Genomic DNA, 19,451 nt, shown 5'->3' on the forward strand with positions numbered 1-19,451 from the left:
AATGCAAAGATCCGTCAATTCATTACTGGCTGGAACGATCGCAAGCACCCATTCGTGTGGACGAAAACTCCGGAACAGGTACTCGCGAAAGCCAACCCTCAACGAACTTCAGAAACGCGACACTAGACTGATAAGAATTTAATCTTTATGGTCACACTGGCGCTAAACGAATTCTATTCACTATTTGCGCGGTACGTGAGAGAAAGTCCGAGGTCCGGCTATGACTGGCTCCCGTCGCTCCGTGGGACGCCCCCGCACTCGTTTACTCGACCGCGATGGCATCACTCTAGCCGCCAAGAACATTGTCACGTCAAACGGTGTAAACGCCCTGACGATGGCCTCGCTTGCTTCCGCCCTCGGGGTGACGCCTTCGGCCCTGTACAACCATGCCGAGTCAAAGTTCGAGATCCTCGACTGGATTCGCGAATCCATCTACGACGGCATTGACGTGTCAGCATTCGACACAAAACCACTCCCCGAAGCCCTCGAAGACTGGGCGGTGAACTACCTCGAGGCGGTTGTCACCCACCGACAGCTGCTGCAACTATTGGCAATCTCCCGCACCAGCGGCCCGGAAAAGTCGCTCGAAATGTATGAGCGAGTCACGACAGCACTGACCGATAACGGCTGGCCACTCGAGTCCTGCGTCCTGCTCATTGAGTCCATTGAGGCTTTCATCTTCGGCGCCACCGTCAAAGAGTTCTTCCACCAACGAAATATCGAAGAACATGACATTTCGGCAATCGCACCGACCTATCAGGATGCGCTCGAGCGCCGCGCCCAGGTCGATTGTGAGGCGAAAAAAGAAGAATTCTTCCGAGTGGGCGTACGTGCCATCTTAACGTGGAACGCGGAGCAGCTCGGAGTCACGATCGACTCGGAGCCGCTCCGCGCGGACTGCCCGCTGGGCTAGCGTCAGGCGTTCTTGCGGATCGATTCCACGAGGACCCCCAGGCCGTCAGCAAGCAGCTCATCGCTCATCACCAGCGGCGGCAGGAAGCGAATAACGTTGCCGTAAGTGCCACAGGTCAGGAACAGCACACCCTGCGCCTGTGCCTCGGCGACTACCGTCTTCACGAGTTCAGGGTTCGGGGTCTTATCGGCACCCTTGACGAGCTCAATCGCGAGCATCGCACCGCGGCCACGTACTTCCCCCACAACGTCGAGTTCCGTGATCAGTGGCTCGAGGATGCTGCGGACCGTCTTTTCGATACGCAGCGCGGCCTCCTGCAGGCCGTCTTCCTCATAGGCGGCGATGGTTGCGAGCGCCGCGGCGTTTGCAACCGGGTTACCCGAGTAGGTGCCGCCGATGCCACCGGCGTGCGATGCATCCATAATCTCGGCGCGGCCGATGACTGCCGACAGCGGCATACCGCCGGCGATCCCCTTGGCGCTCGTGACGAGGTCCGGGACAATGCCTTCCCACTCCGAGCAGAACCACTTGCCGGTACGGCTCATGCCAGCCTGCACCTCGTCGGCGACGAACACGATGCCGTTTTCGTTCGCGAACTCGACCAGAGCCGGCAAGAATCCTTCGGCCGGGACAATGAAGCCGCCTTCACCGACGAGTGGTTCGATCACGATCGCGGCAACGTTCTTCGCGCCAACCTGCTTGTCGATCATGTCGATGGTGCGGGCGGCAGCCTCGGGGCCGGTGAGGCCGTCGCGGTAGGGGTAGCTGAGCGGCGCGCGGTACACCTCAGGTGCGAAGGGACCGAAGCCATCCTTGTAGGGCATCGACTTCGAGGTCATTGCCATGGTGAGGTTCGTGCGGCCGTGGAAGGCGTGGTCGAAGACGATGATCGCGTCACGACCGGTGTGCTTACGGGCGATCTTGACGGCGTTCTCGAGCGCTTCGGCGCCCGAGTTGAAGAGCACTGCCTTCTTCGGGAATTCACCCGGGGTGAGTTCAGTGAGCTTCTGGCAGAGGTCAATGTAGCTCTCATAGGGCGCGGTGTTGATCTGCAGGTGGGTGCTCGCGGCAGCCGCATCCTGAATCGCCTTGACGACCTTCGGGTTCGAGTTACCCACGGTGGTCACACCGATACCGGAACCAAAGTCAATGAACTGGTTGCCATCGACATCACGCAGGATCGCGCCGTCGGCCTGCTCGACGTAGACCGGCAATGCCGAACCAACCGAAGCGCTCACATACTGCTGGCGACGCTCCTTCAGTGCTTCCGACTTCGGACCGGGAATCTCGGTGACAATCTTTCGCTGCTGCTCGAGGCGAAACTCCATAGTGCGTGCCTTCCTATTAACTCGCGATCGTGGCTGCGGCAGCACCATAGCTGCCTCGTCAGAAAGCGTACGATGAGGCACCACGCCACAGGATGTTACTACGCACGAACACCTAATGAATTGTTGTGCAGACGCATTAGCCGTACGCTGGTAGGCATGCCCATCTCGATCGCCGAACTCATCCGCGACCCCGAACTCAGTTTGCGTCTGCGCGCGGGTCACGGGCAGTCGCTCAACGCCCGGATTGAATGGGCCGCGGCCACCGAGATGGCGGTCCCGAAGCCGTTTCTCACCGGTGGCGAACTCGTACTCACCACCGGGATGCGGCTGCGATCGGTCCGCGCTTGCCGGAACTTTGTGCGTTCCGTCGCCGAAGCGGGATCCCACGGCATCGGCTTCGGCTCCGGGTTCACCCACGAGCACATCCCCGAGGCACTCCTCGATGAGGCGCGTCGGGCAGAGCTCCCGGTGATCGAGGTGCCCGTGCGAATCCCCTTCGCACTGATCGCCAAGAAGGTCGCGAACGCGAACGCTGCCGAAAAAGTCGAGCAGGTTGAGGCGCAGTACCGCCGCCGCGAGCGCTTCGTCGAGCTGCTGCTAAGCGATGGCGGCCTCGAGGCCATGCTCGCCGCGCTCGGGCGCGAAACCGGGGCCCACGTCGCAGTCTCCGTTAACGGGGAACTGATTTCGGGCTCGCTCGAGATTGAAGACCCAAAGATCGAATCCTGGGATGCACTGCCCATCGCCCTTGGCCCCGCAGGGCAAGCAACGCTGCACGCATCCCGTCCTCGCACCGATGACGAGTTGATCAACACCAGTCGCACGCTCGTTGGCCTGCACCTCGCCCAGGACGCACGCCGTCGTCGGGATGAGCGGGTCCAGGCCGGGCAGGTGCTCGACGACCTCATTGCTGGTCGCCTCGAAGCCGACGTGGTCGTGCCCCGGCTCGAGTCGATCGGCCTGCAGTCTTCCGGCACGTATCGGATGCTTGTGGTCACCGGCACCGGCCCGCGCCGCACCGATCTTGCGGCGATGCCGCTGCCGTCCTCGCTCCACGGGTCGGTGGCGACGGTGCTGGATGACCGGCTCACAGTGTTGCTGGACATTCACGATGTCACCCCGCAGCGTGCCGCGGAAGCGCTCGTTGCTGCCACGCGCGCCGCTGGCATCCCCGCGAAAGTGGGCATCGGCGGTCCCTACCCCGGGACCGCGGCGTTGCGCTGGAGCTGGTTCGAAGCGCTGGATGCATTGAATCGACTCGAGCGCGATCGCGTCATTGGCGAGGCTCCCCGGCTCTCAATCGCCTCGCTCATCCTGGGCGCTTCGAACGCTCCCATCGCCGAGCTTGCGGAAGAGCTCCTCGGCCCGCTCGAGGTGCACGATAAAGAACACGGCACGAGCCTCGTCGAAACGTTGGATGCGTTTCTTGCGAACTCAGGTGCTTCGAATGATGTCGCCACGGCGCTCGGCACGCACCGCAATACGGTGCGCTACCGCATCGACCAGATCGCGAAGATCACGGGGCTCGACCCGCGGATCACGGCGGATGCGGTGCAGCTATCGCTAGCCCGCACCGCCCGCCGTCTCACCGAGCGCTAGCTATACCAGCCGCTCGAGCCAGCCGTACTCATCCGCGACGTCACCGTTTTGGATACCGGTGAGCTTCGCGCGCAGCCGCATCGAAAGCGAATCTTCGCTCACCCGCGGGTTCTCGATCTGGAACTCGGGGTGCTTGAGGGTGCCGATCGGAGAGATAACCGCCGCGGTACCCACCGCGAAGGCCTCGGTGATCTTGCCTTCAGCTGCACCCTCACGCCACTCATCAATCGTGACCGGGCGGCGCTCAACCTTGTGCCCACCGTCCTTGAAGAGGGTGAGGATCGAATCATTCGTGACGCTCGCCAGAATCGAGTCCGATTCGGGTGTGACCACGGTACCGTCCGCGTAGATCAGCACGAGGTTCATGCCACCGAGCTCCTCGATGTATTTCTCGTTTGCCGCATCCAGGAAGAGCACCTGCTCACAACCGTTCTCGTACGCGGTCTGCTGCGGCAGCAGCGAGGCGGCATAGTTGCCACCGCACTTCGCGGCACCGGTACCGCCGCGGCCAGCACGCGAGAGCTCAGTCTCCAGCCAGATATCCACGGGACGGGTCGGGTCGCTAAAGTACGAGCCGGCTGGCGAGGCAATCACAAAGTAGGTGACAGTCTCCGCCGGGCGCACGCCGAGGAAGTCCTCGTTCGCGATCATGAAGGGCCGCAGGTACAGCGATTTGTTCTCGCCATACGCCGGCACCCAGGCCTCATCAACCTGCACGAGCTGTCGCAGCGACTCGACGAACACATCCACCGGCAACTCCGGCAGCGCGAGTCGATGCGCCGAGCCCTGCATCCGCTTGGCGTTCATTTCCGGACGGAAAGTGTGCACCGAACCGTCCGCGTGCCGATAGGCCTTGAGCCCCTCGAAGATTTCCTGCGCATAGTGGAAGACCGCATTACCCGGGTTTATCTGCAACGGACCGTATGGTACGACACGGGCATTGCGCCAACCGCCCTCACGGGTCCAGTCAATCATGACCATGTGATCCGTGAACCGCGTCCCAAATCCGGGGTTTTCGAGTACCTTCGCACGTTCGGCGTCGGAAGTGGGATTCGAGGTGCGCTCGATGGTGAATTCGAGCGAGGGACGGTCGGTCATAGTTGGTCCTTCACAAATGGTCAGGGAAATTCTGGAGTATTGAAAATTGGGATGCTCGAGGCGCTCGACTACGCCAGTCGCGCGAGAATCGCCTCGCCAATTTCGTTGGTGGTGCGAGCGGCATCGCCCGCTTCGACGACGTCTGCTTCGCACGCAGCTTCGACGCGCTTGGCTGCCTCGTCATAGCCGAAGTGGCGCAGCAGCAGCGCGGTCGACAGGATGGCAGCGGTCGGATTAGCTTTGCCAGTGCCTGCGATATCAGGAGCCGAGCCGTGTACGGGTTCGAACATGCTCGGGAAGGTTCCATCGGGATTAATATTTCCCGAGGCCGCCAGGCCGATGCCACCGGTAACGGCACCTGCGAGGTCGGTGATGATGTCTCCGAATAGGTTATCAGTCACAATGACGTCAAAGCGCGACGGGTCGGTGACGAAGAAGATCGTCGCGGCGTCAATGTGCAGGTAGTCGACGCTCACATCGGGGTACTCGGTAGCCACTTCGTTGACGATGCGGTTCCACATCACGCCGGCGTTGACGAGCACATTCTTCTTGTGCACGAGGGTCAGCTTCTTGCGGTCACGCTGTTGCGCGAGCTCGAAGGCGTAACGCACAGTACGCTCGACACCGAACGCGGTGTTTACCGATACTTCGTTGGCAACCTCGTGGATCGTCCCCGCGCGCATGGTGCCGCCGGTGCCGGTGTAGGCGCCCTCGGTGCCCTCACGCACCACGATGAAGTCGATCTCGCCGGGATCGCTCAGCGGGCTCGTCGTGTTTGGCCACAGCCGTACCGGGCGCAGGTTGATGTAGTGGTCGAAGGCGAAGCGAATCTTCAGCAGCAGCCCTCGCTCAATGATGCCACCAGCCAGACGCGGGTCGGCCGGGTCGCCCCCAACCGCACCGAGGAGTAGCGCGTCATGCTGGGCAAGTTTCTCGAGCGACTCGTCGTCGAGGATTTCATCGGTCTCCTGGAAGTGCTTGGCGCCGAAGGGGTAGACCGTTTCAACGAGTTCCACGTTCTCGGGCAACGCTGCCCGCAGCACTTTTCTCGCCTCGGCTACAACCTCGGGACCAATACCGTCGCCACCGATGATTCCCAGATCGATCTTGTCTCGCACGCTGCCGCATCCTTTCCACAGAATAAACCCTCACCAGCCTAGTCCCCGCTGGGCAGCGTGCGCGACGTCGCGATGCCATTGCCACTATCCGCAACCATGGCCACTCCACCGGCAATACAGGCAGTTACCGGCAATGGGTTCGGCTGCAGCCATTGCCACTATCCGCAACCATGGCCATTCCACCGGCAATACATGCAGCTAACGGCAATGGTTCGCCGCGCTGTCGCGCAGCGAGCGAGCGCGCGTGACAAAAGCCACGGGGCCGACCGCATCCAAAGATGCGATCGGCCCCGTGTGCGTCAGCTATGTGAGCTTACGAGTTCTAAGACTAGCGAGCGGCCGAACCGTCGACGTAGTCCGAGTCGGTCTGCTGCCAGGAGAAGAGCTTGCGCAGCTCAACACCGGTCTTCTCGATCGGGTGTGCTTCACCTTCGGCGCGGAGCTTCTTGAACTCGGGCGCACCAGCGTCCTGGTCCTCGATGAAGCGGGTTGCGAAGGCACCCGACTGGATGTCGTCGAGCACAGCCTTCATGTTCTTCTTCACGTTCTCGTCAATCACGCGCGGACCGGAAACGTAGTCACCGTACTCTGCGGTGTCCGAAACGCTCCAACGCTGCTTGGTGATGCCACCCTCCCAGATGAGGTCAACGATGAGCTTGAGCTCATGCAGCACCTCGAAGTAGGCGATCTCGGGCTGGTAGCCAGCCTCGGTGAGGGTCTCGAAACCGTATTGGATCAGGCGCGAGGTACCACCGCAGAGCACTGCCTGCTCACCGAACAGGTCGGTTTCGGTCTCTTCGGTGAAGGTGGTCTTGATGACACCGGCGCGGGTGCCACCAATCGCCTTGGCGTAGGACTTTGCGGTCTCCCAAGCGGTACCCGAGGCATCCTTCTCCACTGCGATGATGTCGGGGATACCGCGGCCGGCGACGTACTCGCGACGAACGGTGTGGCCCGGAGCCTTCGGAGCAACGAGGATGACGTCAACGCCCTCGGGAGCCTCGATGTAACCGAAGCGAATGTTGAAGCCGTGCGCGAAGGCGAGGGTCTTGCCCTCGGTCAGGTGCGGCTTGATGTCCTCGTTATAGAGGCCGCGCTGGTGCTGGTCCGGCGCGAGGATCATGATGAGGTCTGCCCACTCCGCAGCGTCTGCGTTGCTCTTGACCTCGAAGCCCTCTTCCTGGGCCTTCGCGATCGACTTCGAGCCTTCACGGAGAGCAATTACGACCTCGACGCCCGAGTCGCGCAGGTTCTGTGCGTGCGCGTGACCCTGCGAGCCGTAGCCCACAATGGCTACCTTCTTGCCCTGGATGATCGAGAGGTCAGCGTCGTCGTCGTAGTAGATTTCAGCCATGTTCGGTGTGTACTCCTTGTTATAACGTCGTGCTTGCACACTTTGGACGTAGGTTTGTCACGTGATTTGGGCGAAAGCCCAGGTGTGGTTAGCGGAAAACCCGCTCGGTGATGGATTTTGGTCCACGGCCCACGGCGATGAGACCTGACTGCACCATTTCACGAATCCCATACGGCTCGAGCATACGGAGCAGTGCCCCAACTTTGCCTGAGTCTCCGGTGACCTCGATGATGAGGGAGTCCTGTGCCACGTCCACCACGCGGGCGCGGAAGAGGTTCACCGCCTCAATCACTTCGGAACGAGTCTGCTTGTCGACTCGCACCTTGATCAGCACGTGTTCGCGCTCCACCGCCGACGAAGGGGTGAGCTCCACGATCTTGATCACGTTCACGAGCTTGTTCAGCTGCTTGGTGACCTGCTCTAGTGGGAAGTTCTCCACGTCCACCACCACGGTCATCCGGGACAGCCCCTCAACCTCCGAGGCACCCACCGCGAGCGAGGTGATGTTGAAGCCGCGGCGCGAGAAGAGCCCAGCCACGCGGGCAAGCAAGCCCGGTTTGTCTTCTACGAGAAGCGACAGGATGTGCTTTGACATATTTCCTTACTCCCCCTCGTATGCCGGGCTGTTATCGCGGGCGTAGTTGATGAAGCTGTTCGAGACGCCCTGCGGCACCATCGGCCAGACCATTGCATCCGCCGAAACGACGAAGTCGATCACGACCGGACGGTCGTTGACCGCGAGCGCCTGTTCGATTGCGGCGTCGATTTCATCTTCACGCTCAACACGGATGCCGAGGGCACCATACGCGTCAGCAAGCTTCACGAAGTCGGGGACTCGTTCGGTGTTGTGACCGGTGTTGAGATCGGTGTTCGAGTAGCGGCCGTCGTAGAAGAGCGTCTGCCACTGGCGCACCATGCCGAGCGAGGAGTTGTTGATCACCGCGATCTTGATCGGGATGTTGTTGATCACACAGGTCGCAATTTCCTGGTTCGTCATCTGGAAGCAACCGTCGCCATCGATCGCCCACACGGTACGGTCGGGGAACGCCACCTGGGCGCCCATCGCAGCCGGAACCGAGTAGCCCATGGTGCCGGCGCCGCCCGAGTTCAAGAACGTGTTCGGCTTGTTCAGTTCGAGGAACTGCGCTGCCCACATCTGGTGCTGTCCGACACCGGTCGCAAAGATTGCATCCGGGCCCGACAGCGCGCTAATGCGCTCGATGATTTGCTGCGGGGCGAGCAGGCCGTCCGTGGTCGGCGTGTAACCGCGCGGGAACTCAGCCTTCAGCCCGTCGAGGAACTCCCACCACGGTGCGAGGTCTTCGGCCTCAGTGTCGGTTCGTTCCTTGAGGGCACGGTTTACGTCCGCGATCACTTCCTTCGCGTCGCCCACGATCGGCACATCGGCGGTACGGATCTTTGAGATTTCCGCGGGGTCAATGTCGATGTGCACAACCTTCGCCTTGGTGGCGAACAGCGCCGCCTTACCGGTAACGCGATCGTCAAAGCGCGCTCCCACGGTAAAGAGGAGGTCGGCTTCCTGCAGCGCGAGCACTGCCGGAACGGTACCGTGCATGCCGGGCATCCCCAGCATCTGCGGGTGCGAGTCCGGGAAAGCACCGCGAGCCATCAGCGTGGTCACCACCGGTGCGCCAGAAAGTTCTGCCAGTTCACGGAGCTCTTCCGCGGCACCGGCACGAATAATGCCGCCACCGGCGTAGATGACCGGCTTCTTCGCGGAGCGGAGCATGTCCACCGCGGCGAGAATCTGCTTACCGTGTGCCTTGGTGATCGGGCGGTAGCCGGGAAGGTCCAGTTCCACGGGCCAGACGAAATCGAACTCGTCCTGCTGCGCATCTTTGGTGATGTCCACCAGCACCGGGCCTGGACGCCCGGTGGATGCGAGGTGGTACGCGCTTGCCAGCGCTTGCGGGATGTCTTCTGCACGGCGCACCAGGATCGAGTGCTTCGAGATCGGCATGGTGATGCCGACGATGTCCGCTTCCTGGAAGGCGTCGGTTCCCATCAGTGTCGAAAAGACCTGACCGGTGATCGCCAGCATCGGCACCGAGTCCATGTGCGCATCCGCAATCGCGGTTACGAGGTTCGTTGCCCCCGGACCGGAGGTTGCGATGCACACACCGACCTTGCCGCTTGCCGCCGCATACCCTTCGGCCGCGTGCCCGGCACCCTGTTCGTGACGAACAAGAATGTGGTTGAGGTCGGTGGCGTCAAGGATTGCGTCATAGGCAGGCAGGATCGCACCGCCCGGCAGACCGAAGACATCGGTCACGCCGAGCAGCTCGAGCGTGCGAACCACGGCCGCGGCTCCCGTCATGCGCTCTGGTTTAGGTACCGCTTTGGGCGTTGCGGCAGCCGTCGACGCGTCTGCCGCCTGAGTTGCTTCACGAGACATTAACTAGATATTCCTCATAGACGAAGTCGTGGTGGGCAAGCGCGAAGAGGCGCTTAACCCGTGATGGCTCCCTCGGACGCTGACTTGACGAGCTTCGCATATTTTGCGAGCACGCCGCGCGTGTACTTAGGAGGAAGCGGTGCCCAGCCTTCACGGCGGGCAGCAAGCTCGGATTCGTCGACGAGTAAGTCAAGAGTCCGCGCAGCAATATCGACCCGAATGAGATCTCCGTCACGCACGAAGGCAATGGGACCAGCGTCCACAGCTTCTGGCGCGACGTGGCCGATGCACAGGCCGGTTGTGCCGCCTGAGAATCGACCGTCAGTCAACAATAGTACATCCTTGCCGAGGCCGGCTCCCTTGATTGCACCGGTGATCGCAAGCATCTCGCGCATACCCGGGCCACCCTTGGGCCCTTCGTAGCGAATCACCACGACATCGCCGTGCTTAATATCGCCGCGGGTCAGTGCATCCATAGCCTCGCGTTCGCGCTCGAAGACGCGAGCCGGGCCCTCGAAGGACTCGAGGTCGAAGCCAGCCGACTTCACGACCGCACCCTCTGGGGCAAGCGAACCGTTGAGGATCGTGATGCCACCCTTTTCGTGGATCGGGTTGTCGAGGGTGTGGATGACCTCGCCGTCAAGCGGCTCGGTAATCTCTGCAAGGTTCTCTGCCACGGTCTTGCCGGTGCAGGTCAGCGCGTCACCGTGGATGAGGCCAGCATCGAGCAGTGCCTTCATTACCACCGGCATGCCACCAACGTGGTCGATGTCGTTCATGACGTACTTACCGAAGGGCTTCATGTCGGCCAGGTGCGGAACCTTGTCCGCGATGCGGTTGAAGTCATCCAGTGTGAGGTCGACTTCAGCCTCGCGCGCAATGGCGAGCAGGTGCAGCACGGCGTTGGTCGAGCCACCCATGCACATCACCACGGCGATGGCGTTCTCGAATGCCTTCTTGGTGAGGATGTGTTCGGTGGTGATCCCGAGACGCAGCATGTTTACGACGGCCTCGCCCGACTTGTGGGCGTAGTAGTCGCGGCGACGGTCTGCCGAGGGTGGCGCCGCCGAACCGGGAACCGACAGACCGAGCGCTTCGGCAACCGAAGCCATCGTGTTCGCGGTGTAGAAACCACCGCAGGCACCCTCACCGGGGCAGATTGCTTCTTCGATGCGCTTGCGGTCTTCTTCCGACATGGTGCCGGCCTTGCAAGCGCCGACCGCCTCGAAGGCGTCGATCACGGTGACGTTGTCCTTCACGGTACCGTCGGTGAGCTTGACGTAGCCCGGTGCGATCGAACCGGCGTAGAGGAAGACGCTCGGCAGCTTGAGGCGTGCTGCGGCCATGAGCATTCCAGGCAGGGACTTGTCACAGCCAGCAAGCAGGACCGACCCGTCCAGCGCTTCGGCTTGCATGACGACCTCGACCGAGTCGGCGATGACCTCGCGCGATACGAGGGAGAAGTGCATCCCCTCGTGACCCATCGAGATACCGTCCGACACCGACACGGTGCCGAACTGCAGGGGGTACCCGCCGCCCGCGTGGACGCCTTCCTTGCAGCCCTGAGCGAGGCGATCGAGGCTCAGGTTGCAGGGGGTAATTTCGTTCCACGAGCTGGCAATACCAATAATCGGCTTGGCCCAGTCATCGTCGCCCATGCCGACCGCGCGGAGCATTCCTCGCGAGGCAGTGGCTTCGAGTCCGTCTGTGACTACCCGGGACTTGGGTTTGATATCGATTTCTTGCTCTGGCATGAATCCATCCTACGCGCGATTTCTCAGCCTAAGAACGCGCCTGCTTGCTATAAGGACAGCGGGTTCGGGGCCTTCGGGTCGAGATCCGAGTCTTCCGCCACCGGCTCTGCTGGTAAGAGCCGTTCGCGTCGGGCAGCGGCATCTTCGGCACGCTGCGCGCGAGCCACCTCAGACTCGAGGTCATCCACAAACAGTGGGACGTTCTCGTAGTGCTTCGAGCGGTAGCCGCCCCGCGCCAGCACGATACCTGCGGCGGGAGTGGTGAGGAATTGAAACAGCAGCACCGGGAAGATGAACAGCACCACCTGCCAGTTCGTCTGCTGCAGTGCCAGTCCAATCAGGATGAACATCAGTCCGGCTGCCTGCGGCTTCGACTGAGCGTGCAGTCGAGCGATCATGTCCGGAAAGCGCAACAGCCCAATACCGGCGGACAGCGACAGTAAGGCGCCGAGCAGGATGAGCACGGCGGTGGCGAGGTCGAGCCATTCCGCTACCGTCATTGCGACTCCTTTCCTGTGTGCTCCGCTGGCGCGGCATCCGCACCGGGCCCAGCATCCACTTCAGCCGATGCCTCTGTGTTTCCAGCGGGCACGGTCGTCGCGACCTGTTCCTCTTCGTAGTTATTACGAGGCCGATCGCGGGAGACAAACCGAGCGACCGCCATCGTGCCCACCGAAGCGGTCATTGCCAACCCGAGCACGAGTGGCAGCGTGGTGGTGTGGCCGCGGATCGCCATATCCGCACAAAACAGACAGATCAGCACGGTGGCAAAGGTGTCGGAGCCGACCATGCGGTCCACAATCGAGGGGCCGCGCACAATGCGAATCGTCGACATCACGGCTGCGGCAGCGAAGCAAATCCCCACTATCCAATAGACGATATTTAAGAAGAGATCCATCAGAGTTCGGCCTCCCACTCGCGCTCGAGTTCCTTGCGGATGCGTTCCGCCCGCTCCTCGAATTCACGTTGCTTCTTCGTGGCCAACAGCGGCTTTCGGCCGTGTTCGACGCGATCCCGATTGATCCGCCAAATGTCTTCGCGGCTCCCGAGCGCCAGCGCAATCGCCTCTTCGATGCGGAAGGATGCACGCCTGGCTTCATCGACTTTCTCTTGCGTATCGGCGTCGAGTACGTGCAGGTAGAGGATCCCGCGAAGGCGATCGACTTCCACCACGACCGAGCCCGGCACGAGCATGTTGATCTCGGCGGCGACCGTGATCAGCCAGTCCGAGTGCGTATGCATCCGGATGGCGATGATCGAGGCGGTCGGCACCTTTTGCGGCCGCACCGCGAGCCATGCCATTTGGAAGGATGCCGAAATCAGCCACCAGAGGAAGCGGAAGAGCAGCACGATCATGTACCAGAGGTTGAAGCGGCCGGAGAGCTCCACCGGCGGCAGGTAGAAGAATCGCACCACCACGAGCGAGAAGATAATGCCGGTGCTCCCGCTAATGAGATCGAGCTGACCCCACAGCACGAGCCAGAGCACGATGAGGAAGATCAGCAGTGGCAGCTGCGTGAGGAGGCTCACGCCGGGGCGTTGCTGTTTATCGGGACTCACGGTTTGATCCCCTCCACCTCGTCAACGTTCACGATGTAGTGCAGCGGGTCCATCAGGTTTTCGGATGCGGCTTCCGCGATTTCGAAGATCGGTCCGGCAAAGACCGTCATGAGGACGGTGATCAGCACCATGGTCGCGGTCGCGACATTCATCAGTGTCGAGTTTGTCTTTTGTTCCACGATGACATCCCCGCCTGGGGCTTCTTCGAGGTGTTCGGTCATCGGTGACTCGTGCTCTTCGACCTCGTTCTGACCACGCCAGAAGCCGAGGTTCCACACGCGGATGAGCGCGTAGAGCGTCAGCAGGCTGGTAAGCGCGCCAATACCGATACCGAGCCACACGAGATATTGCGGCAGCTGCAGAGTCGTCCCCTCGGCACCGGCGACGAACAGCGCGAGCTTTCCAAGGAAGCCAGAGAACGGTGGAATGCCACCGAGGTTGAGCAGCGGAATAAAGAACAGCACCGCAACAAAGGGAGCCCGTTTGAGCATCCCGCCGAGGTGGGTGAGGGTCGATGTACCGGCTACGCGCTCAATCAGACCCGTCACGAGGAAGAGCGCGGTCTGCACGAGAATGTGGTGCAGGATGTAGTAAACGGTCGCCGCCCAGCCTGCTTCGGTCCCGAGCGCAATGCCGAAGATCATGTAACCGATGTGGCTAACGAGGGTGAAGGAGAGCATCCTTCGAATACCCGCCTGCGCAACCGCACCGAGGATCCCGATCACCATGGTGAACATCGCCACAATAATCAGCAGTGTGGAGATGTCATTCGAGGCAAAGATGAGCGACTCGGTGCGCAAGATCGCGTACACACCCACCTTGGTCAGCAAACCCGCGAAGACGGCGGTGACCGGGGCCGGCGCCGAGGGATACGAGTCGGGCAACCAGAATGACAGCGGGAAGAGTGCCGCCTTGATGCCGAAGCCAACTAACAGCATGAGGTGAATCGCCAGCTGCACCGGCTCAGCGACCTCGGGCATCCGCAGGGAGATCTCGGCCATATTGACGGTGCCCACCGCCGCATAAACCATCCCGATGGATGCGAGGAAGATCAGCGAGGACACCAGCGACACGACGACGTAGGTCACACCGGCGCGGATGCGTGAGGCGGTGCCGCCGAGGGTGATCAGCACGAAGCTCGCGACCAGCAGGATCTCGAAACCGACGTAGAGGTTAAAGAGGTCGCCTGCGATGAACGCGTTGTAGACGCCGGCGGCAAGGACGAGATAGGTCGGATAGAAAATCGAAACCGGGGTCTCATCGTCACCGTCGGCAGCTCCCTGACCGATCGAGAAGGCCATAACCGCGATCAGCACGATGCTCGTCACGAGCACGAGGAGCGCTGAGAGTCGGTCCACCACGAGTGAAATTCCGAACGGGGCCGCCCAACCACCGACCTGCATCACTAGCGGCGCACCGGTCTGGTGCACCACCGTCAGCAATACGATCGAGATCGTCAGCGCGATCACCATGGTGATGCTCGCCAGCGTGATCTGTAGCCGCTGCTTGCGCGCGGCGGTCAGTGTGATCGCCGCACCGAGGAGGGGTACGAGCACCATGAGTGGTACTAGCCAGCTCATTGGGTCTGCCCCTTTCGGTTCTCGTCTTCGTGTTTCACTTGGCGGGTTTCGCCAGTGCGTGGCTGGGGGTCTTCCTCGAGCTCATCGATGGTGAGCGCATCCGGGACGGCGGCTTCCGCGGCGGTACCGAATTCTGTATCCGGCCCTTCACCTTCTTCGAACACTTCGTCATCCGCTTCCGGATCCGTGTGGCGCAGTGAGACTGAATCTTCGTCGTCTTCCACGGTGTCCACCCGCACGAGTCGCCAGGACCGGTACAGCAGCGCGAGCATGAACGCGAGCGTCGCGAAGCTAATCACAATTGCCGTGAGGATGAACGCCTGTGGCAGCGGATCAGAGTAGGTGTCTTTCACCACTCCGTCCTCGCCGATGATTGGCGCCTCCCCGTACTTGCCCGAGGTGATGAAAATCAGCAGGTTGGTGGCGTTGCCGGCAAGCAAGACGCCGAGGATGATGCGGGTGAAGCTCCGCTCGAGCAATAAGTAGATGCCACAGGCATAAAGGATGACCATGCCCGCGAGCAGGACGATGTTAATGGTCATGCGCCGCCAACACCTCCATTGCGGCCGATGATGGGCATCTGCTTGGTGACGGGTTTTGCGGTTTCTGTGTGACCGCGAACCTCCGCTTCGTCGAGAACCTGTTCGCTGACGCGCAGGGCGGAGCGGTCCTCTTCCGCCTGGATGTCGAGCTCGCTTCCGAGCGAGCGGAGAACGTCGATCCCGAGACCGATCACGATGAGATAGACCCCGATATCGAAAATAGTTGATGTGACAAAGATGAGGTGCCCGACCCAGTCGATTTCCTGGTCCACCCAGAACGAGGTCAGCGGCGGGTAGCCGAAGAACATCGGGGCGAGGGCAGAGCCTGCGGCAAACACCATACCGATGCCGAGCAGCATGCCCGCGTCCACCCGCACTGCTTCGTTGAGTTCGTGGCGACCGCCTGCCATATAGCGGGCGGCAAGTGCGAGGGCAGCAACCACACCACCGGCAAAGCCACCACCCGGCGCGTTATGGCCGGAGAAGAGCAAGAAGAGCGAGACCACCATCAGTGCGTGGAACACCAATCGCACGACGACCTCGATCACGATCGAGCGGTGCTCGGGCGCGAGGGAGTGCCCGGCCAGGAGCCACACGTTGTGGTCTGAGCGAGTCTTGAGTGTCTTCGTCCCGGTCTGTTCGCGCAGTTCCTTCGGGAGCGTGCGCTGACGGCGCTTAGCCGAAGCAAGAATCGATTCCCGCATGGTCTGGCGATCGGGACGGCGGAAGAGACCGCCACGTGGTGCCAGTGATTTGGCGGGCTGGTGCTTCGAACCGCGCGCACTGAGGTAGACGAGGCTTGCCACACCGGTGGCCGCGGCGATGAGGACAGAGAGCTCGCCCATCGTGTCCCACCCGCGAATATCCACGAGGGTGACATTGACGATGTTTTGCCCGTGACCACCTTCGATGGCCAGTGCCGGGAATGACGACCCGTCGGGTGTCACGATGCGCGCGCCCATCGAAACCACAAGGACCACGGCGATGGCGATGGCCACGCCAAAGGCAATTACCCAGCGAATCCATGGCCTCAAGTTGTCGTCGAGTTTTGCGTGACGTGCTGGCAGTCGACGCAGCACCAGCACGAACACAATCAGCGAGAGTGTCTCGATGAGTGCCTGCGTGGTTGCGAGGTCCGGCGCTCCTGAAACCGCAAAGATCGCGGCCTGTGCGTACCCGGTGATCCCCACCAGGATGACGCCCTGGAATCGTTTTTCCGAACGAATCGTCGCGAAGGCCGCGATCGCGATCACAGCGACGATTGCTACGTGGGTCCATGACCAAGCGATAGTGAGGTCGGGGCGAGAGAGGCCTTGGAAACTGAACGCTCCAATCACTACCGCAATCAGCACAACGAAGGTCGTGCCGAGGTACATCGGGAGCGAACCGCTCTGGGTGGAGGAGGTGATCCGGGCCGCGACCGTGTCGGTGACGCGCAACGCCAACCAGTACCCTCGCGAGGATTCGATGATGTCGGGAATCTTCGCTTGGAAGGCGGCAATCTGTCGACGGAAATAGAACAGAGCGCAGCCAACCAGGATCGTGACCAGTGAAACGCCAAGCGCCGGTTCCAGACCGTGCCACAGTGCCAGGTGATACGGATGCTCGGGGTCGAGCGGCGCCATGGTGTCGGCGTAGACAGCAATGAGTGTGTCAATCGTGCCCGCCATGAACGGGAAGACGATCGTCGCGACCACCAGCAGCACCGGGGCAAGAAGTTCGTCCAGGTGTTCCTTGGCTTGCTCCACCATCTCAACCTTCGGCTTCTTTGCGAAGGCTCCGTAGACAAAGCGCAGCGTGTACGCGAAGGTAAGGATCGATCCGATGGCAGTGCCGATCAGCGCAACCCAGCCCCACGCATCCCCGTGCTCAATCGCGGCAATGAAGGTCGAGAAAATGCTTTCTTTGGCGATGAAACCCCACAGCGGCGGTAGACCCGCCATCGAGGCCGCGGCGATCGTCGCGACCGTGGCGAGCATTGGGGCGTTGCGGCCCAGGCCAGAGAGCTTACGAATATCGCGGGTACCGGTGCGGTGGTCGATAATGCCGACCGAGAGAAACAGTGCGGCTTTGAATAGTGCGTGGCCGATCACCATTGCCACCGCGGCAAGCCCCGCATCCCGCCCGCCGAACCCGGCGATTACGGTCATGAAGCCGAGCTGCGAAACTGTGCCGTAGGCGAGGATGAGTTTGAGGTCGAACTGGCGCAGGGACCGCCAGCCACCGACGATCATGGTCCAGGCACCAATGATGATGAGCACCTCGCGGAAGCCAGCGACGTCGCCGAATTCTGGTACGAGTCGGAGTACCAGGTAGATGCCGGCTTTCACCATGGATGCGGCGTGCAGATATGCCGACACTGGAGTCGGTGCAGCCATGGCGCCCGGAAGCCAGTAGTGGAAGGGGACGAGGGCTGACTTTGTGCCGGCTCCGAGCAGGATGAGCATGAGGGCAGTGATGAGCGCGCCGCTTGTAGGGACGTCGCTGCCGATGATTTGTGAAAAGTTCGCAACCCCGGTGATTGCGTGCAGCATCACGAGACCCACGAGCATGGCGAGCCCACCGAAGGTGGTGACCAGTAGAGCCTGCATCGCCGAGGCGCGGGAGGCACGTCGGCCCGTGTAGTGACCGATCAGCAGATAGGACAGGATGCTCGTGCCTTCCCAGAACACGAACATGAGGTACATATTGTCGGCGGTGACGAGGCCAAACATGACGCCAGCAAAGCCAAGCAGAATTCCCGCGAAGCGACCGATCCCCGGCTCGTCTTTATCGAAATAGCTCGCGCAGTAGATCAGTACGAGTGCGCCGATCACGGTGACGATCATTGCGAGCACCCAGCTGAGTGCGTCTATCCGAAAGTCGAGATTGAGGCCCAGCATGGGAAGCCACTCGATCGAGTACTCCCACGCACCACCACTGAATACCGTCGGGGCGAGCAGAGCAGTCCACACCGCAGCTGCGGCAGAGACGGCCGCCGCGATGTAGAACATTGAGTTCCGCGGCAGACGTTTGAGGGCTGGCATTGCGCAACTCGCGACTCCGAAGAGTGCGAGAAGTACAACCATCCCAGCTCCCCTTCCTCCACGTTAAAACTTGCGACTTGAACATCTTAGTAGGTCACGGGGGTTCGGCGCCTCGTCACCTACGGGGTCTACTGTGGAAGGGATGATACAGATCGGTATGAGCACCTCGTGCACCTTCCCTAAGTCGTTGGATGCCTCCTTCAAGATTGCGAAGCGGGCTGGTTTTGACGGCATGGAAGTCATGGTTTCCACCGAGGACGCGACGCGTTCCGCGGCGGCTCTGCGCGCTTTGACGCGCAAGCATGATTTGCCGGTGCTGGCGATTCATGCCCCGGTGCTGTTCTTTACCCAGTTTGTGTGGGGAACGAACCCGGCGGTGAAGCTCGAGCGCTCGGTGGAGCTTGCCTATGACTGTGGCGCTTCCACCGTGGTCGTCCATCCCCCGTTTCGCTGGCAGGGTAGCTATGCGCGTAACTTCTTGGAGCTGGTACGTCGTCTCGAGCAGACCACCGGAGTGAAGGTCGCCGTGGAGAATATGTTCCCGTGGAACATCGGTGGCGGTAACGGTCGGCAGGCGTATTTGCCGGGTATTGATCCGACGGAGATGGACTGCGATTCGATCACGCTCGACTTTTCGCACGCGGCCTTGTCCGGGGAGAACGCACTTGACATGGCTCGTACAGCCGGCAAGCGACTCGCGCACATTCACCTCTGTGATGGCCAGGCTCCGGGTCAGAACGGCAAGAAGCTCTGGGATGAGCACCTACCGCCTGGACTGGGTGGCCAGCCGGTTGCGGAGACGCTGCAGTACCTCGATGACATTCAGTTCAAGGGTCACGTGGTTGCCGAGGTGAATACTCGTTCTGCGAAGAGTGAGACCGATCGTTTGCGAGTTTTGACGCAGACGGTTGAATTTGCTCGCCGTAATTTGCGTCAGCATTAGCTTTCTAAGCCAAGGCAAATTCCGGTTCGGGAAAACAAAATAGGCCGCTGCTTGCAATTCAAGTAACGGCCTATTTTGTGTTTGGAAATAAATAAAGAGGGGATACCCCAAACAGGATATCCCCTCTATAAAAGAAGTCCGGCAGTGACCTACTCTCCCACACAGTCCCCCATGCAGTACCATCGGCGCAAAGACGCTTAGCTTCCGGGTTCGGAATGTA

16 protein-coding genes and 1 rRNA gene are annotated in these 19,451 nt (G+C 61.2%); 3 read left to right on the forward strand and 14 right to left on the reverse strand.

Going from position 1 to position 19,451, the window contains the following annotated elements:
* Positions 1-220: 220 nt before the first annotated feature.
* Positions 221-913, forward strand: coding sequence for a TetR family transcriptional regulator (locus F8O05_RS14545; RefSeq protein ID WP_158053478.1), 693 nt, complete (start codon positions 221-223; stop codon positions 911-913).
* Between the two features lie 2 nt (positions 914-915).
* On the opposite strand, the gene gabT is transcribed toward F8O05_RS14545, so the two are convergent.
* Positions 916-2,241, reverse strand: coding sequence for a 4-aminobutyrate--2-oxoglutarate transaminase (gene gabT / locus F8O05_RS14550; RefSeq protein WP_158053479.1), 1,326 nt, complete (start codon positions 2,239-2,241; stop codon positions 916-918).
* A gap of 156 nt (positions 2,242-2,397) precedes the next feature.
* Between gabT and F8O05_RS14555 the strand changes: the two genes are divergently transcribed.
* Positions 2,398-3,840, forward strand: coding sequence for a PucR family transcriptional regulator (locus F8O05_RS14555; protein ID WP_192497217.1), 1,443 nt, complete (start codon positions 2,398-2,400; stop codon positions 3,838-3,840).
* Here the strand turns inward: F8O05_RS14555 and F8O05_RS14560 are convergent, their stop codons facing one another.
* The 12 genes from F8O05_RS14560 to F8O05_RS14615 all read right to left on the reverse strand — a co-directional run bounded on the left by F8O05_RS14560 (position 3,841) and on the right by F8O05_RS14615 (position 18,330).
* A complete protein-coding gene (locus tag F8O05_RS14560) occupies positions 3,841-4,938 on the reverse strand; it encodes a branched-chain amino acid aminotransferase (RefSeq protein ID WP_158053481.1) in 1,098 nt (365 codons plus the stop codon).
* A gap of 68 nt (positions 4,939-5,006) precedes the next feature.
* On the reverse strand, positions 5,007-6,056 hold the full coding sequence (locus tag F8O05_RS14565) for a 3-isopropylmalate dehydrogenase (protein ID WP_158053482.1): 1,050 nt from the start codon (positions 6,054-6,056) through the stop codon (positions 5,007-5,009).
* A gap of 328 nt (positions 6,057-6,384) precedes the next feature.
* Positions 6,385-7,410 (reverse strand): ketol-acid reductoisomerase, encoded by a 1,026-nt coding sequence (gene ilvC / locus F8O05_RS14570; protein ID WP_158053483.1) that lies wholly within the window; start codon positions 7,408-7,410, stop codon positions 6,385-6,387.
* 88 nt (positions 7,411-7,498) lie between these two features.
* Positions 7,499-8,005 carry an acetolactate synthase small subunit gene (gene ilvN, locus F8O05_RS14575; RefSeq protein ID WP_158053484.1) on the reverse strand — a complete coding sequence of 169 codons (507 nt, stop codon included), beginning with the start codon at positions 8,003-8,005 and terminating at the stop codon, positions 7,499-7,501.
* 6 nt (positions 8,006-8,011) lie between these two features.
* Positions 8,012-9,826, reverse strand: coding sequence for an acetolactate synthase large subunit (locus F8O05_RS14580; protein ID WP_158053485.1), 1,815 nt, complete (start codon positions 9,824-9,826; stop codon positions 8,012-8,014).
* Positions 9,827-9,879: 53 nt separating this feature from the next.
* Entirely contained in the window at positions 9,880-11,580 is a 1,701-nt protein-coding gene (gene ilvD, locus F8O05_RS14585) for a dihydroxy-acid dehydratase (protein ID WP_158053486.1), read from the reverse strand.
* Between the two features lie 47 nt (positions 11,581-11,627).
* Entirely contained in the window at positions 11,628-12,080 is a 453-nt protein-coding gene (gene mnhG / locus F8O05_RS14590) for a monovalent cation/H(+) antiporter subunit G (RefSeq protein WP_158053487.1), read from the reverse strand.
* A complete protein-coding gene (locus tag F8O05_RS14595) occupies positions 12,077-12,478 on the reverse strand; it encodes a monovalent cation/H+ antiporter complex subunit F (protein ID WP_158053488.1) in 402 nt (133 codons plus the stop codon). Before F8O05_RS14595 ends, mnhG begins: the two co-directional genes overlap by 4 nt.
* Positions 12,478-13,140, reverse strand: a complete 663-nt coding sequence (locus F8O05_RS14600; protein WP_158053489.1) for a Na+/H+ antiporter subunit E — start codon at positions 13,138-13,140, stop codon at positions 12,478-12,480. Before F8O05_RS14600 ends, F8O05_RS14595 begins: the two co-directional genes overlap by 1 nt.
* Complete coding sequence (locus tag F8O05_RS14605; RefSeq protein WP_158053490.1) at positions 13,137-14,720, reverse strand: Na+/H+ antiporter subunit D; 1,584 nt, start codon at positions 14,718-14,720, stop codon at positions 13,137-13,139. Before F8O05_RS14605 ends, F8O05_RS14600 begins: the two co-directional genes overlap by 4 nt.
* Positions 14,717-15,262, reverse strand: coding sequence for a Na(+)/H(+) antiporter subunit C (locus F8O05_RS14610; protein WP_158053491.1), 546 nt, complete (start codon positions 15,260-15,262; stop codon positions 14,717-14,719). The genes F8O05_RS14605 and F8O05_RS14610 overlap by 4 nt, the downstream gene beginning before the upstream one ends.
* Entirely contained in the window at positions 15,259-18,330 is a 3,072-nt protein-coding gene (locus F8O05_RS14615; RefSeq protein WP_158053492.1) for a Na+/H+ antiporter subunit A, read from the reverse strand. The genes F8O05_RS14610 and F8O05_RS14615 overlap by 4 nt, the downstream gene beginning before the upstream one ends.
* A 115-nt stretch (positions 18,331-18,445) precedes the next feature.
* On the opposite strand from F8O05_RS14615, the gene F8O05_RS14620 reads away from it, so the two are divergent.
* A complete protein-coding gene (locus F8O05_RS14620; protein WP_225735944.1) occupies positions 18,446-19,231 on the forward strand; it encodes a sugar phosphate isomerase/epimerase family protein in 786 nt (261 codons plus the stop codon).
* Positions 19,232-19,367: 136 nt separating this feature from the next.
* On the opposite strand, the gene rrf is transcribed toward F8O05_RS14620, so the two are convergent.
* Positions 19,368-19,451 (reverse strand): 5S ribosomal RNA (gene rrf / locus F8O05_RS14625); the annotation flags it as partial.

It is taken from the genome of Gulosibacter chungangensis, from assembly GCF_008831155.1.
In the GTDB taxonomy this organism is placed as follows: Bacteria; Actinomycetota; Actinomycetes; order Actinomycetales; family Microbacteriaceae; genus Gulosibacter; species Gulosibacter chungangensis.

Excerpts from the sequence above, each read along its gene's own strand:
- F8O05_RS14545 (WP_158053478.1), top strand. The coding sequence starts at position 221 with ATGACTGGCTCCCGTCGCTCCGTGGGACGCCCCCGCACTCGTTTACTC.
- gabT (WP_158053479.1), bottom strand. The coding sequence starts at position 2,241 with ATGGAGTTTCGCCTCGAGCAGCAGCGAAAGATTGTCACCGAGATTCCC.
- F8O05_RS14555 (WP_192497217.1), top strand. The coding sequence starts at position 2,398 with ATGCCCATCTCGATCGCCGAACTCATCCGCGACCCCGAACTCAGTTTG.
- F8O05_RS14560 (WP_158053481.1), bottom strand. The coding sequence starts at position 4,938 with ATGACCGACCGTCCCTCGCTCGAATTCACCATCGAGCGCACCTCGAAT.
- ilvC (WP_158053483.1), bottom strand. The coding sequence starts at position 7,410 with ATGGCTGAAATCTACTACGACGACGACGCTGACCTCTCGATCATCCAG.
- ilvN (WP_158053484.1), bottom strand. The coding sequence starts at position 8,005 with ATGTCAAAGCACATCCTGTCGCTTCTCGTAGAAGACAAACCGGGCTTG.
- F8O05_RS14580 (WP_158053485.1), bottom strand. The coding sequence starts at position 9,826 with ATGTCTCGTGAAGCAACTCAGGCGGCAGACGCGTCGACGGCTGCCGCA.
- ilvD (WP_158053486.1), bottom strand. The coding sequence starts at position 11,580 with ATGCCAGAGCAAGAAATCGATATCAAACCCAAGTCCCGGGTAGTCACA.
- mnhG (WP_158053487.1), bottom strand. The coding sequence starts at position 12,080 with ATGACGGTAGCGGAATGGCTCGACCTCGCCACCGCCGTGCTCATCCTG.
- F8O05_RS14595 (WP_158053488.1), bottom strand. The coding sequence starts at position 12,478 with ATGGATCTCTTCTTAAATATCGTCTATTGGATAGTGGGGATTTGCTTC.
- F8O05_RS14605 (WP_158053490.1), bottom strand. The coding sequence starts at position 14,720 with ATGAGCTGGCTAGTACCACTCATGGTGCTCGTACCCCTCCTCGGTGCG.
- F8O05_RS14610 (WP_158053491.1), bottom strand. The coding sequence starts at position 15,262 with ATGACCATTAACATCGTCCTGCTCGCGGGCATGGTCATCCTTTATGCC.
- F8O05_RS14615 (WP_158053492.1), bottom strand. The coding sequence starts at position 18,330 with ATGGTTGTACTTCTCGCACTCTTCGGAGTCGCGAGTTGCGCAATGCCA.
- F8O05_RS14620 (WP_225735944.1), top strand. The coding sequence starts at position 18,446 with ATGAGCACCTCGTGCACCTTCCCTAAGTCGTTGGATGCCTCCTTCAAG.